Genomic DNA, 13,397 nt, shown 5'->3' on the forward strand with positions numbered 1-13,397 from the left:
CCCGTTATGACATTTTACTTGCGAATGATTATCATTACCGTAAACTCCCCGACATGGTCCTTCCGATGGAGTCCCGGATGCAGCGTCATCTTTCGACCGGCCCCGCCCTGATCGCCGCCTTGCTGGCCCTTCACCGCCATTCCCCGGCCCCCGTCACGCCCCCCGGACCCGACGCCGCTGGCCCCGATGGGGACAGCGTGCGCGCGGCCCTGTCGTTCCCCCTGCTGCCCTTCCCGAAACGCGCCGCTCGGCGCGCCGATCACGATTCCGTCAGGGCCGCCCCCGGCACGCACGACGCCCGGCCGTCCTGATCCATATCATGGCGCGGAAGGCGGCCCGCATGGTGCCGCTGTCCCATCGGCCCCCTGGAGATCCCACGATGCACGCGATGAGACTGACCGCCCCGCACACGCCGCTGGAATGGGTGGAACTGCCCGATCGCGTTCCCGGCCCCGGCGAAATCCGGGTCCGGGTCGGCGCCTGCGGGGTCTGCCGCACCGACCTGCATGTCGTGGACGGCGACCTGCCGTTCCCCGGCCACCCGGTCATTCCGGGGCACGAGATCGTGGGCCGCATCGACATGCTGGGCCAGGGGGTCGAAGGGCTGGCGCTGGGCCAGCGGGTGGGCGTGCCATGGCTGGGCCATACCTGCGGGGCCTGCCGCTATTGCCATGCGGGGCGCGAGAACCTGTGCGACCATCCGCTGTTCACCGGCTACACCCGCGACGGCGGCTACGCCACCGCCGCCATCGCCGATGCGCGCTATGCGTTCCCGCTGGGCGAGGAAGGCGACGACGTGTCCCTGGCCCCGCTGCTGTGCGCCGGGCTGATCGGCTGGCGGTCGCTGGTGATGGCGGGCGACGACGCGCGGTCCGTCGGGCTGTACGGCTTCGGGGCCGCGGCGCACATCATCGCCCAGGTCGCGATCTGGCAGGGGCGCTCGGTCTACGGCTTCACCCGGCCGGGCGATGGCCCGACGCAGGATTTCGCCCGGTCGCTGGGCGCGGCCTGGGCCGGCGGGTCGGACGAGCCCCCGCCCCAGCCGCTGGACGCCGCCATCATCTTCGCCCCCGTGGGCGCGCTGGTCCCCGCCGCGCTGCGCGCGGTACGCAAGGGCGGCCGCGTCGTCTGCGCCGGCATCCACATGAGCGACATCCCCTCATTCCCCTACGACCTGCTGTGGGAGGAACGGCAACTGGTGTCGGTCGCCAACCTGACGCGCCAGGACGGGATCGACTTCCTGTCGCTGGCGCCGAAGGCGGGCATCCGCACGCAGACCACGCGCTATGCGCTGCGCGACGCCAACCAGGCGCTGGCCGACCTGCGCGCCGGCCGGTTCGAGGGGGCGGCGGTCCTGGTGCCCTGAAACCGCCCCCACCCATGCGATCCGCTTTATTGCTGGCCTTTTCGGCCGCGTTTCTATAAGGAGCGCCCTCCCCCGCGTTGCGCGGATGCCATGCCCCGCGGGCCGCTGTCCCGCGCGCCCTGCCGGATGACCTGATCTATGCCGTTTCCCGAGACCCACCCCGCCCTTCGGCGCGCCCTTGACGCGCGCGGCTACGACGAGCCCACCCCCGTCCAGAAAGCCGTCCTGGACGTCGCGGCCGACGGGCGGGACCTGCTGGTGTCGGCCCAGACCGGATCGGGCAAGACGGTGGCCTTCGGCCTGGCGCTGGCCGACACGCTGCTGGGCGGGGCCGAACGGATGGGCCCCGCCGGGGCGCCGCTGGCGGTCATCATCGCCCCCACGCGCGAACTGGCGATGCAGGTCCAGCGCGAACTGACATGGCTGTACGCCCCCGCCGGCGCGCGCATCGTGTCCTGCATCGGCGGCATGGACGCCCGGCGCGAGGCCCGCGCGCTACAGATCGGCGCGCATATCGTCGTCGGCACGCCCGGCCGCCTGTGCGACCACCAGTCGCGCGGACGCCTGGATATGTCCGACCTGCGCGCCGTCGTGCTGGACGAAGCGGACGAAATGCTCGACCTCGGCTTCCGCGACGAGCTGGAACAGCTTCTGGACGCCATGCCCGACACCCGGCGCACGCTGCTGTTCTCGGCCACCATCGCCAAGGAGATCGCGACCCTGGCCCGCCGCTACCAGCGCGACGCGCTGCGGATCGACACGGTGACGGGCGCGCGCCAGCATGCCGACATCACCTACCGCGCCATGGTGACCGACCCGCGCGAGATCGTGCCCGCCGTCGTCAACGTGCTGCGCTATTCCGACAGCCCCACCGCCATGGTGTTCTGCGCCACGCGCGAACTGGTGCGCCACATGCAGGGCGCGCTGCTGGAACGCGGCTTCTCCTCGGTCGCCCTGTCGGGCGAACTGGGCCAGAACGAGCGCACCCGCGCCATCGACAGCCTGCGGACCGGGCAGGCGCGCGTCTGCGTCGCCACCGACGTGGCCGCCCGCGGCATCGACATCCCGGCCCTCAGCCTGGTGATCCACGCCAGCCTGCCCACCGACAGCGCCACCCTGCTGCATCGTTCGGGCCGCACGGGCCGCGCCGGGCGCAAGGGCGTGTGCGCCCTGATCGTGCCGGTGTCGATGCGCCGCCGGGCCGAACGGCTGCTGACGATGGCCAAGGTGTCGGCCGAATGGACCGGCGTGCCCACCGCCGACGCCATCCGCGCCCAGGACGCCGAACGCCTGCTGACCGACCCCGCCCTGACCGAGGGCGCCGCCCCCGGCGACGAGGAGATGGTCGCCCGCCTGGCCGAAGGCCGCAGCGCCGAACAGCTTGCCGCCGCCCTGCTGCAGATGTACCGCGCCCGCCTGCCCGACCCGGAAGACATCCGCCCGCTCCGCGTCGAGGCCCCGCGCGCGCCGCGCGCCGAAGGCGATTACGCCGCCCGCCGCGAACGCCCCGCGCGCGAGGACCACACCCCGCGCGGCGGCCCCGGCTCCTGGTTCTCGCTGAGCGTCGGACGGCAGGACAAGGCCGATCCGAAATGGCTGGTGCCGCTGATCTGCCGCCTGGGCGGCGTCCGCAAGACCGATATCGGCGCCATCCGCATCGCCGACGACCACACGCTGTTCGAAATTTCGGAAGGCATGGCCGAGCGCTTTACCGCCTGCGTCGCCGCGACCGACGCGGACGAGGTGCAGGTCAGCCCGGCGCAGGCCCCGGCCGGCGGCGGTGGCGAACGCACCGGTGAACGCGGTCGCGGCGGCTTCCGCGACCGCAAGCCCGGTGGCGGCAAGGGCGGCTATGCGCCGGGGCCGCGCACCGGCCGCCCGCCGGCCCGCAGCACCCCCTCGTCGCGCAAGCGCGCGCCCTCGCGCGCGTCCTGACCCCCGACCGGGGCAGGTCGGGCTCTGCCCGAACCCGGCAAGGGCCTAGGCCCTTGCATCCCATTCGTTCATAAAACCCTGGGTTTCCAAAGGGCTACGCCCTTTGGTGGGTCAAGGGCAAAGCCCTTGCCTTCCCATCACCCAGACGTCAGAGACCGCCCGTCAGCATGTTGGCGACATTGGCCCGGCTGGTCTGGCCCAGCGCGTTCAACTGGCTGCGCCCGGCGGTCCCGGCGTCACGCAGGCGGTTCATCTGCTGGCCCGGCAGGGCGCGGGCGCCGTTGACCGCGTCGCGGCCATTCTGCACCTGCTGCTGCACACCCTGGACCCGCTGCTGCACGCCCTGGGTCGCCCCGTCGCGATAGGCCTGCGCCCGGCTGTTCAGGCAGTTCTCGCGCTGCGACAGGCGGCCAGCGACGTCCCAGCTTGGCGTCGCGCTGTTCCCCGCGCAGGCCGCGTCCGCCGATGCGGCGCGCGCACCGGTGGCCGCGAAGGGCGCGCCGGCGACAAGGCCGGCCAGGGTCAGGGCAAGGAAAGAGGTCCGGGACATCATCGAATAAGGCTTCCGTTCAGTGTCGATACCGGATCGGACCATGCCGCCGTGGCGACAATAGGTCCACGGTATGGCAGAACCGGGCCAGCCGCATGGGTCGGCAAAACCGCCCGAAACGCGGTTTGCCGAGCGAGAGTGCCGCAAAGCGGCACGCCCGGCGTGTGTTTCCGAGCATCGGAGCGGAGCGGCCTTGATGGCCGTGAGCACCGAAGCGCAGGAAACGCGCGTCGGATCGCCGGCAAAATGCGTTTCAACGCACTCAGGCGGTCAGGCCGCCATCGATGGTCAGCGCCGTTCCGGTGATGAAGCCGGCCTTCTCGCTGGCCAGGTACGACACGAAATCCGCGATGTCGCCGGTCGTCCCGTAATGCGGCAGGGCCATGAAGCCACGGATCAGCTCCGCGCCCGCGCTGTCCGCCGGGTTCAGCTCGGTGTCGATGGGGCCGGGATGGACCACGTTCACGGTAATCCCACGAGGCCCGAGGTCCCGCGCCAGCCCACGGGCGAACCCGGCCAGCGCGGCCTTGGTGGCGGCATAGAGCGAGATATTGGCAAAGGGCGCCCGCTCGGCGAAGGCCGAGCCGATGAAGATCATCCGCCCGCCGGCGCCCATATGCCGCGCGGCCTCGATCGCTTCCAGCATCACCCCGCGCACGTTCAGGTCCAGCGTGCGGGACACCTGCTCCGCCGTCATCGCCTCGACGCCCGCATAAGGGTAGGCGCCGGCGTTGCACACCAGCACGTCGACCCGCCCGAATGCCGCCACCGCCCGCGCGATCAGGGCGCAATTGTCCTCGACCCGCCCGCTGTCGGCCTGCACCGCCATGCCCCGCCGGCCCAGGGCCGCGATATCGGCGACGACCTTCTCCGCCGCGTCGGCATTGCGGGCATAGCTGATGACGACGTCGAACCCGTCCGCCGCCAGTTTGACGGCGATTCCCGCCCCGATGCCCCGGCTGCCCCCGGTCACGATGGCCACGCGCTGCGTCATGCTGTTCTCTCCCCTGGATTGCGGACGACGCCGACGGCGCCGTTCCAGTTCCAAGAGTGATACTACTGATAAAAAAAGAAGATAGTAAAATCAGTCCATTATGTTTTTACCCTCGTTAAAAATTTCATATATCCAGAATATGCATATATTAAACCTGCCCAACGACAGAACAGAAGGACAGTGAACGGCATGGGATTGATCGCGGATGTGGGTTTGTTCGTTCTGGTGCCATGGCTGGCGTGGCGTCTGCTTGGACGGGTCATCCCGATCGCGGTTCTGCCCATCATCGTCGGCATCCTGCTGGCCGTCACGCAATGGCCGATCGCGCGGCTGGGCATTCCCTCGGCCTCGGGCGACGCCATCGGCTGGGTCGCGGTCCTGATCCTGGCCTTCACCGCCGGGCTGGAAATGTGGCAGCACCCCGGCGAGGACCCGAACGAGGTCCCCGTCCTCCCCGCCACCTCGCTGCCGCGCCTGCTGGGCAGCGCGCTGGTGGCGCTGGCCATCCCGTTCGCGGTCGGCAGCCTTCTGGTGCATGCCGTGCTGATGCCGCTGCCCCAATGGCGGGCGCCCAACGGCCACGACTGGATCGGGGCCATGTCGGTGGGGCTGTGCATCGCGGTCAGCGCCCTGCCGGTGCTGATCGGCATCGTGCGCGAACTGGCCCCCGCCGACCGGCCCATCGGGCAACTGGCGCTGCGGCTGGCGGTGGTGGACGACATGGCGCTGTGGACCGGGCTTGCGACATTGCAGTTCGCCGCCGACGGCGCCGCCGCCCTGCACGGCTGGCAGCGCGCGCAGTTCCTGGCCGTCCTGCTGCTGGGGGGCATGGTGGCGGTCAGCGGCTGGGCCACGCGGCGGGTGCGCCACCCGCCGCTGTGGCTGGTCTGGATGGTCCTGCCGGCCTGGCTGGCGGCGGGGTCGTGGGCCAGCATGCAACTGGGCCTGCATGAGCTGATCGGCGCCTATCTCGCCGGCGCGCTGATGCCGCCGCGCTGGGTACGCCGCCTGCCGGTGGAACAGGTGGGCACCTTCTCGCTGATCTGGCTGGCGCCGCTGTTCTTCGGCCACAGCGGCATGCACATCAACGGCCATGCCCTGACCTTCCCGTCGGTCCTGGCGTCGCTGCTGCTGGTGGTGGTGTCGATCGCGACCAAGCTGGCGGCCGTGGCGCTGTATCCGCCCGCGCCCGCGCTGTCGGGGCGGCAGAGGCTGGCGGTGGGCACGCTGCTGCAATGCAAGGGGCTGATGGAAATCGTCGCGGCGACCATCCTGCACCAGCGGGGCATGATCTCGGACTTCGCCTATGCGTCGCTGATGCTGCTGGCGGTCATCTCCACCCTGCTGACCGGACCGATGTTCCGCCTGTTCGAGGGCAGGCCGGCCCCGCGCGCGGGGTGACACCGGCCGCCGGGGCGCTCATGATGCCCCGGCCGGGCACGCCGCCCGGATCGTCCCCCAAGGTCCAGGAAGCCGCCATGCCCGCCCGTTCGCCCGCCCGTCCGTCCGCCCTCCGGCCCGCCGCCGGCCGATGAGCCTGGAGTCGGTCCGCGCCTTCCTGGGCGCCCACGCGCCCGACCTCGCCATCGTCGAGCTGCCGGTGTCCACCGCCACGGTGGCCGAAGCCGCCGCCGCCCACGGCGCCGCGCCGGAGCAGATCGCCAAGACCATTTCCCTGCGCCTGGGCGAACAGGTGGTGCTGGTCGTCGCGGCGGGCACCGCCCGGCTGGACAACCGCAAGGGCAAGGCGGTGTTCGGGCAGAAGCCCCGCATGCTGGACCGCGCGGACGTCGAGGAGCTGACCGGCCACCCGGTCGGCGGGGTCTGCCCGTTCGGGCTGAAGCAGGCCCTGCCCGTCTATTGCGACATGTCGCTGCGCGCCTTCGACGAGGTGATCCCCGCCGCCGGCGCGATCAACAGCGCCGTCCGCCTGTCGCCCGAGCGCCTGGCCACCCTGACCGGCGCCCAATGGGTGGACGTCTGCCAGACGCCCGACGGACAAAGCGCGGGCTGACCTACCGCACGACCAGCGTGGGCGGCGGAATCTCCACCGGCTGGGGCGCGGCCAGCGGAACCACGATGGGCGGGGCCGGCGGCGTCCGCCGCGCGGTCTTCACCACAGCCACGGGGATGGCCGTGAACCCCGATGCATGATGCACGGGCGCGCGCCGCGTCAGCCCCCAGAACAGGGCGACGTACAGGACGGCGAGGCCGGCGAGGACGCCGATCTTCAGCGACCGTGGCTTCGGCAGTTCGGGCATGCCCGACCGCGCGTGGGGACGAAACTGCATGTTAATCATTCTAAACCAGATGGGTGTCATGTCGAGGCGCCGATTCATCCATCATCCGCGTCCGCCCGCCGGACACGCCAGAGGAAACGCCAGAGGAAACGCCAACGCCATGATCCATCCGCCGTCCCGTCGCCCATCCGCCGTCACGCTGCTGCTTCCGGCGCTGCTGCTCCTGGCGGCGGCCCTGCCGGCGGCGACCCGCGCCGCCGCACCGCCGCAGACGGCCGACCTGCTGCTGTCCGCGCCCTACCGGCAGGCCTATGCCGCCATGGTGCGCTATCCGGACTGGGTCCGCAGCGGACACGCCACCTCGTCGCCCAGCACGCAGGTGACGCTGGACGGGCAGACCTACACGCTGGGCCACCTGTGCAAGCCGCATGACTGCGGCAACAACCAGCTCGACATCGTCTTCGCGCCGGGGGCCGCATCGGCATGGGGCCTGCTGCACACCCGCGCCGACGAACGGCAGCCCTTCCTGCAAAGCTGGCTGGGCGCGCCCGATGCCCGGATCCAGGGCCTGCTGAACCGGGCCTACGCGGCCAACAACCCCGACACAGCCCCTGACCCCGGTCGCGGCGGCCACCCTTTCCCGGCCGGCCGGTTCCTGCCATAGTCCGGCCCGATCCCGCGGCGTCGCCTCCTTGGCCTGACGCCTCCCCACGAAGGGTCCGGGATCGTCGTCGATCCGCCCCCTCGGGGGCGTTCGCGCCAGTGGAACAGCCAGGTGGAATAGCCAGAGTGCCGATTACACATCCCGTCCGTCTCGCCGCCCTGCTCCTGTCATGCTGCCTGCTCCCGGCCGCGGCGATGGCGCAGGACGACGGCGGGGACGGCCAGAGCGGCAGCCGCGCCGCCAGCGTCCAGTTGCAGAAGGATGTCGCGGTCCTGCAAGCCAATCCCGACGCCGCCAGCTCCGCCTGCCTCGATGCCCTGAAGGAACTGCACAAGACGCAGGACATGGTCGCCGCCGAGGAATCCCGTACCAAGGACCCCGACCTGGAGGTCGCGCGGGACGTGCTGGAAACCGATTTCGAAAGCGCCGCGCAGGCCTGCGCCCCCGATGCGGCCGCCCTGTGCGACAAGGGCGGCACGTCGCCCGCCCCCGCCATGGCCAAAGCCTGCGCCGCCCTGCAAACCGCCTCCCGCACCCCCGGCGGCGACGACGAAGACGACGAGGCAGGCAGCGGGGGCGGGGGCGGCCATCATCGCCGTCATCATGGCGACGCGGACGACGGGTCCTGAGGAAGGTCGGGCTCCGCCCGAACCCGGCAAGGGCCTCGGCCCTTGCATCCCATTCGATTCTAAAGTCCTGGGTTTCCAAAGGGCTACGCCCTTTGGTGGGTCAAGGGCAAAGCCCTTGCCTTGCCGTCAGGCCAGCCCCCGCAGGCGGTCCAGCCCCTCGCGGCTGGCCAGGATCGCCGCCTTCTCGCCACGGGTCAGCGACCGGATCGCGGCGTCGCGCGCCGTGCCTTCCTCCAGCTTCACCAGCCCGACCAGCAGATCCGGGTTGATCGGGTCGCCGCGCCGGCGGGGCGGCGGCAGCATGGCGCGATGCGCCGCCATCAGCACCGGGTCGGCCAGCAGCAGATGCGCCCCGTCGCCCGCCGGCGGCGCCGGCGGCAGGGCGGCGACGGCCGCGGCCGCCCGGCGCAGGATGTCGGGGGGCGCGGTCTCCTCGGGGATCAGCAGCAGCCCGGCGCGGCGGAAGGCCTGGCCCACCGCACGGCTGCCGGTCAGCGCCGCCAGCGGAATGGCGAAGGCCAGCCCCAGCAGCACCGGCGTCATCCACAGGAACAGCGGGATCGAGACGGTCCACGCGCAGCCGCCCAGCACCAGGCCGAACAGCGTATAGCGCCAGTACGACCGCACGATGTCGCCGAACGGCGTCCCGCCGTCGTCGCGCCGCTGCGCGTTCCATCCGGAATCCTGCCCCATCAGGATGGACAGCACGCCCGAGGTCTGGATCAGCATCGCCACCGGGGCGACCAGCCCGCCGATCAGCGTTTCCACCACGATCGACGCCGCCGCCCGCGCCGCCCCGCCGCAGCCCTGCCGCGACGCACGGTCGAACAGCAGGGCCACATAGGCCATCAGCTTGGGCGCCAGCAAAATCGCCATCGTGCCGATGAACACGTATTTCGCCTGCTCGGGATCGACATGCGGCCAGTGGGGATAAAGCGACTTGGTGTCGCCGAAATATTCCGGCTTCTCGAAGCGCGACTGCAGCGAGATCAGGATGCCCGCCAGCAGGAACACCAGCCACATCGGCGAGGTCACGTACGACCCGATCCCCATCAGCATGTGCATGCGGCTGACCCAGTGCAGGCCGCGCGCCGACACCACCTTGGCATGCTGCAGGTTGCCCTGGCACCAGCGCCGGTCACGAATCGCGATATCGGTCAGCGACGGCGGGCTTTCCTCGTACGATCCCGCCAGCCCCGGCACCATATGGATCGCCCAGCCGCCGCGCCGCATCAGGGCGGCCTCGACGAAATCGTGGCTCAGGATGTGGCCGCCGAACGGCTTGCGCCCCGGCAGATGCGGCAGGCCGGCCTGCTCGGCAAAGGCGCGGGTGCGGATGATGGCATTATGGCCCCAGTAATTGCCCTCCGCCCCATGCCACCAGGCGATGCCATGCGCGATCAGCGGGCCATAGACCCGGCCGGCGAACTGCTGCATCCGCGCGAACAGGGTGGTGCCGTTGACGATTTCCGGCAGGGTCTGGATCAGCGCCACGCCGGGGTGGCGCTCCATGGCGGCGGCGATCCGCACCACGGCCTCGCCCGCCATCAGGCTGTCGGCGTCCAGCGTCACCATCTGCGGATAGGCGCCGCCGAAGCGCCGCACCCATTCGGCGATGTTGCCGGCCTTGCGCTCGGTATTGACCGGGCGGCGGCGGTAGAAGATCCGGCCATGCCCGCCCGTCGCATCGCGCAGCGCCAGGAACGCGGCTTCCTCCTCGACCCAGATGTCCGGATTGGTGGTGTCCGACAGGATGAAGAAATCGAACGCCTCCAGCCGCCCGGTCGCCGCCAGGCTGTCATACATCGCCCGCAACCCGGCCATCACGCGGCCGGGGCTTTCGTTATAAGTCGGCATCAGCAGGGCGGTGCGGGTGGACAGCGCCGGCAGCGGCCCCTCGCGCGACACCCCCAGCCCCATGCCCCCCTGCCGCAGCAGCGAGACGAACCCGCCCACCGCCGAGGTGAAGGCCAGCGCGATCCACTGGAACAGCAGCACGAACAGCACCAGCAGGACCACGCCCAGGGTCGAGACCCCCATCGAGTTCAGCACGCGGTTCATCTCGTACGCGCCATAGCCGGTCAGCAGGCACGCCGACCCGATGACCGCCAGCCGCCGCAGCGCGATCATCGCCGGTTCGGTCAGCGGAACGCGGCCGCGCCCGTGCGTGTCCGGCGCGGCGGACAGCGACTGCACCGCCATGTCCATCGGCGATTCGTCCGGCAGGGCGCGGAAACCGCCCGGTCGGGCGGCGCGCAGGCTGTCCGGCAGGGCGGGCTCTAGGGCGTCCATCGGTAGGTCCATTGTTCGGAAACCGGTCCGGCGTCATTGGCCAGCACGCAGGTCAGCTCCGCGATCCTGGCATCGCCGGGGGCGAATTCAAACGTCGTGCGCCAGCCGTGGATGTTGGGGTTGGGTTCGACCACGACGTTGCGGATCGTTCCCGCCGAACTGCTGGGCACCAGATGGAACTTGGCGTCGGCGGGCAAATTGTCGAACGGCGCGCCGGTGAAGTCGATGTCGAAGAACCGCGCGGCAGGGTCGTCGGTCACCGCGCCCACGCGGGTGGCCGCCACACGGGCCAGCTTGGTCGGCCACGGCGTATCCCATCCCCAGTACATGCGATAGGTGAAGGCATATTCCCGCCCCGCCGCCAGCCCGCCCTTGGGCCGCCAGAACGACACGATATTGTCGTTGACCTCGTTCGGCGTCGGAATTTCCACCAGGTCCACCGAACCCGCGCCCCAGTCGCCCACCGGCTCGATCCACAGCGACGGCCGCTTTTCGTAGTTCAGCGCCAGGTCCTGGAAATCGGCGAAGGCGCGCTTGCGCTGCATCAGGCCGAACCCGCGCACCGAAATATCGGCAAAGGCCGAGAACTGCAGGTCCTGCGGGTTACGCAGCGGCCGCCACAACTGCTGGTCGCTGCCGGTCCAGATCGACAGGGCCTCGCTGTCGTGGGCGGCCGGACGCCAGTCATCGACATGGTTGCGGTCGTTGGCGTCGAAATAGAACATGCCCGTCAGCGGCGCGATGCCCGGCTCGGCGATCGCGGTGCGCGGATACAGGTAGGACTGCACGTCGAAGGTGGTCATGTCCCCCGGACGGATGGTGAAGCGGAAGGCCCCGGCCACCGACGGGCTGTCCAGCAGCGCATGCAGCACCACGGAATCGACGCCCGGCTGGGGCTTTTCCAGCCAGTAGGCGCGGAACAGCGCGAATTCCTCGCCCTTCGGGTTGCCGGTGCCGTCGGCGAAGCCGCGCGCCGACAGGCCGTAGTTCTGGCCCTTCGCCACCGCCCGGAAATAGGATGCGCCCAGGAAGACGCAGAACTCCTCCATCACGCCGGGGGTGTTGATGGCGTAGCGCAGGCGCAGCCCGGCAAAGCCCAGGTCGTCCGTCACCCGCAGCCTGGGGTCGCCGTAGCTGAACAGGTCGGGGGTATAGGCCACCGCCGCCGACTTGCCGTCCACCACCTCGTAGATTTCGATGCGCGGGCGATAGAGGAAGCCGCGCGGAAAGAACTCGACGTCGAATTCCAGGTTCTGCCCATGCCACAGCGCCTGCTCCGGCCGGTAGGCGATCGCGCGGTACTGGTCGAAATTCAAATTGTCGATCGCCGCCGGCAGGGTCTGGTCGGGCGCGCGATAAGGGCGCTGGGACAAATGTTCGGCGATCTGCCGCACCGTGCTGTCATCGAACGCGCCCACCGCCGACGACGCGACCGGCGCCTCCGCCGCGCGGGCCGCCCCCGTCCGCGCGGCGCTCCCCAGCAGCGACAGCAGGGATACGCCCGCACCGGCTTTCACGAGATCGCGTCTGAACATCCTTGCTCCCCGGTCGCCGCATAATCCGGCCCGTCCTGTCGTTTCATCGTCTTGTCATGACAATAGGCCCATCCCGACGGACGGACAATCACGCCACATACAGCGCGCCCTGTGGCCTTTTTACGGCGGGGACGGCGCATCGACCGGCAGCGCATCCACTGGTGGCGCATCGACCGCCAGGGCCGCCAGGGCCGCCAGCGCCGGGGACGCAGCCTCGGCCGCGCGGCGCTCGATCTCGCGGTACAGGCGCAGGACCTCGGCCCCGTCCTCGGACAACACGGCCCCGCCGCCCCCGCCCGGACGCGCCGCCACCAGCGGGCGGACGAAGCCGCCGTTCAGGGCCTCGACCAGCAGCCAGGCCCGCCGGTAGGACATGCCCATCGCCCGGGCGGCGGCCGAGATCGACCCGGTTTCCCCGATCGCCTCCAGCAGCCGGATCTTGCCGTGGCCCAGCAACGGCTGGTCGTTCGCGTCGATCCGCACGGTCAGGCGCAGGTCCGCCATCGTCTCCCCCCGATCTCTGCGCCTCTGCCCTCGTGGCGCCGGCAATGCTATGCTCGACGGCCCGACCGCCTGTCGAGAGCGTTTTTTTCCGTCATGCCCCCTGCCCCACGCCCCGCGACCGCCGCCCGCTGGCGCGCCATGGCCCCGCGCGACCTGCCCGACATCATCGACATCGCCGCACAGGTGCACCCCGCCTACCCCGAGGGCGAAGCGGTCTTCGCCGAGCGCCTGGCCCTGTGCCCGGCCGGCTGCCTGGTGCTGGAGGGGGCGGACGACGGCCTGCACGGCTATGTCCTGAGCCACCCGTGGCGCAGCGCCGCCCCCCCGGCGCTGGACATGGCGCTGGGGGCGCTGCCCGTCCGCCCCGATTGCTGGTACCTGCACGATATCGCGCTGCTGCCCAGGGCACGCGGACGCGGGGCGGCCGGGGCCGCGCTGGCCCATCTCGCCACGCTGGCCGCCCGGTCGGGGCTGGACCGCGTGGTGCTGGTGGCCACCGGCTCCGCCGCCACCTACTGGGTCCGGGCAGGCTTCACGGTCCTGGACGAACCGGCGGCAGCCGGGATCCTGGCCACCTACGACCCGGCCGCGCGCCTGATGACGCGCGGGATCTGACCCACCAAAGGCCACAGACCCTTGGGAACCAATCCGTTATCCATGATCGGGGTCCAGGGCCTCAGGCCCTGGT

Annotated in this window: 14 protein-coding genes; 8 read left to right on the forward strand and 6 right to left on the reverse strand. The window is 70.9% G+C overall.

From position 1 onward, the window contains the following. Positions 1 to 77 precede the first annotated feature (77 nt). From HLH21_RS09835 to HLH21_RS09845, 3 genes are all read left to right on the forward strand, one after another. Positions 78 to 311, forward strand: a complete 234-nt coding sequence (locus HLH21_RS09835) for a hypothetical protein (protein WP_182943589.1) — start codon at positions 78 to 80, stop codon at positions 309 to 311. A 68-nt stretch (positions 312 to 379) separates the two neighbouring features. Beyond that, the gene (locus tag HLH21_RS09840; RefSeq protein WP_182943590.1) at positions 380 to 1,366 is read left to right on the forward strand and encodes a zinc-dependent alcohol dehydrogenase family protein; all 987 of its coding nucleotides are present in this window, start codon (positions 380 to 382) and stop codon (positions 1,364 to 1,366) included. A 138-nt stretch (positions 1,367 to 1,504) separates the two neighbouring features. Then, on the forward strand, positions 1,505 to 3,301 hold the full coding sequence (locus HLH21_RS09845; protein WP_182943591.1) for a DEAD/DEAH box helicase: 1,797 nt from the start codon (positions 1,505 to 1,507) through the stop codon (positions 3,299 to 3,301). 148 nt (positions 3,302 to 3,449) lie between these two features. On the opposite strand, the gene HLH21_RS09850 is transcribed toward HLH21_RS09845, so the two are convergent. Next, entirely contained in the window at positions 3,450 to 3,854 is a 405-nt protein-coding gene (locus HLH21_RS09850) for a hypothetical protein (protein ID WP_182943592.1), read from the reverse strand. Positions 3,855 to 4,113: 259 nt separating this feature from the next. Then, a complete protein-coding gene (locus HLH21_RS09855) occupies positions 4,114 to 4,845 on the reverse strand; it encodes an SDR family NAD(P)-dependent oxidoreductase (protein WP_182943593.1) in 732 nt (243 codons plus the stop codon). Positions 4,846 to 5,034: 189 nt separating this feature from the next. Between HLH21_RS09855 and HLH21_RS09860 the strand changes: the two genes are divergently transcribed. Both HLH21_RS09860 and HLH21_RS09865 read left to right on the forward strand, forming a co-directional pair. After that, on the forward strand, positions 5,035 to 6,246 hold the full coding sequence (locus HLH21_RS09860; protein ID WP_182943594.1) for a cation:proton antiporter: 1,212 nt from the start codon (positions 5,035 to 5,037) through the stop codon (positions 6,244 to 6,246). 130 nt (positions 6,247 to 6,376) lie between these two features. Further along, on the forward strand, positions 6,377 to 6,859 hold the full coding sequence (locus tag HLH21_RS09865; RefSeq protein WP_182943595.1) for a YbaK/EbsC family protein: 483 nt from the start codon (positions 6,377 to 6,379) through the stop codon (positions 6,857 to 6,859). Between the two features lies 1 nt (position 6,860). Here HLH21_RS09865 and HLH21_RS09870 read toward each other — a convergent pair whose 3' ends face one another. Continuing rightward, positions 6,861 to 7,136, reverse strand: a complete 276-nt coding sequence (locus HLH21_RS09870) for a hypothetical protein (RefSeq protein ID WP_246379549.1) — start codon at positions 7,134 to 7,136, stop codon at positions 6,861 to 6,863. A gap of 109 nt (positions 7,137 to 7,245) precedes the next feature. Here HLH21_RS09870 and HLH21_RS09875 point away from each other — a divergent pair, with 109 nt between their 5' ends. Next, positions 7,246 to 7,749: an Ivy family c-type lysozyme inhibitor gene (locus tag HLH21_RS09875; RefSeq protein ID WP_182943596.1), complete on the forward strand. Its 504-nt coding sequence runs from the start codon at positions 7,246 to 7,248 to the stop codon at positions 7,747 to 7,749. 125 nt (positions 7,750 to 7,874) lie between these two features. Next, on the forward strand, positions 7,875 to 8,378 hold the full coding sequence (locus tag HLH21_RS09880; protein ID WP_182943597.1) for a hypothetical protein: 504 nt from the start codon (positions 7,875 to 7,877) through the stop codon (positions 8,376 to 8,378). A 126-nt stretch (positions 8,379 to 8,504) separates the two neighbouring features. Here the strand turns inward: HLH21_RS09880 and mdoH are convergent, their stop codons facing one another. The 3 genes from mdoH to HLH21_RS09895 form a co-directional block, all read right to left on the reverse strand. After that, positions 8,505 to 10,670 carry a glucans biosynthesis glucosyltransferase MdoH gene (mdoH, locus tag HLH21_RS09885; RefSeq protein WP_182943598.1) on the reverse strand — a complete coding sequence of 722 codons (2,166 nt, stop codon included), beginning with the start codon at positions 10,668 to 10,670 and terminating at the stop codon, positions 8,505 to 8,507. Next, positions 10,658 to 12,205 (reverse strand): glucan biosynthesis protein, encoded by a 1,548-nt coding sequence (locus tag HLH21_RS09890; RefSeq protein WP_182943599.1) that lies wholly within the window; start codon positions 12,203 to 12,205, stop codon positions 10,658 to 10,660. Before HLH21_RS09890 ends, mdoH begins: the two co-directional genes overlap by 13 nt. Before the next feature lie 120 nt (positions 12,206 to 12,325). Then, entirely contained in the window at positions 12,326 to 12,709 is a 384-nt protein-coding gene (locus HLH21_RS09895) for a winged helix-turn-helix domain-containing protein (RefSeq protein WP_182943600.1), read from the reverse strand. 93 nt (positions 12,710 to 12,802) lie between these two features. Between HLH21_RS09895 and HLH21_RS09900 the strand changes: the two genes are divergently transcribed. Continuing rightward, entirely contained in the window at positions 12,803 to 13,324 is a 522-nt protein-coding gene (locus HLH21_RS09900; protein ID WP_182943601.1) for a GNAT family N-acetyltransferase, read from the forward strand. Positions 13,325 to 13,397: the final 73 nt, after the last annotated feature.

Source organism: Gluconacetobacter johannae (genome assembly GCF_014174305.1).
GTDB lineage: Bacteria > Pseudomonadota > Alphaproteobacteria > Acetobacterales > Acetobacteraceae > Gluconacetobacter > Gluconacetobacter johannae.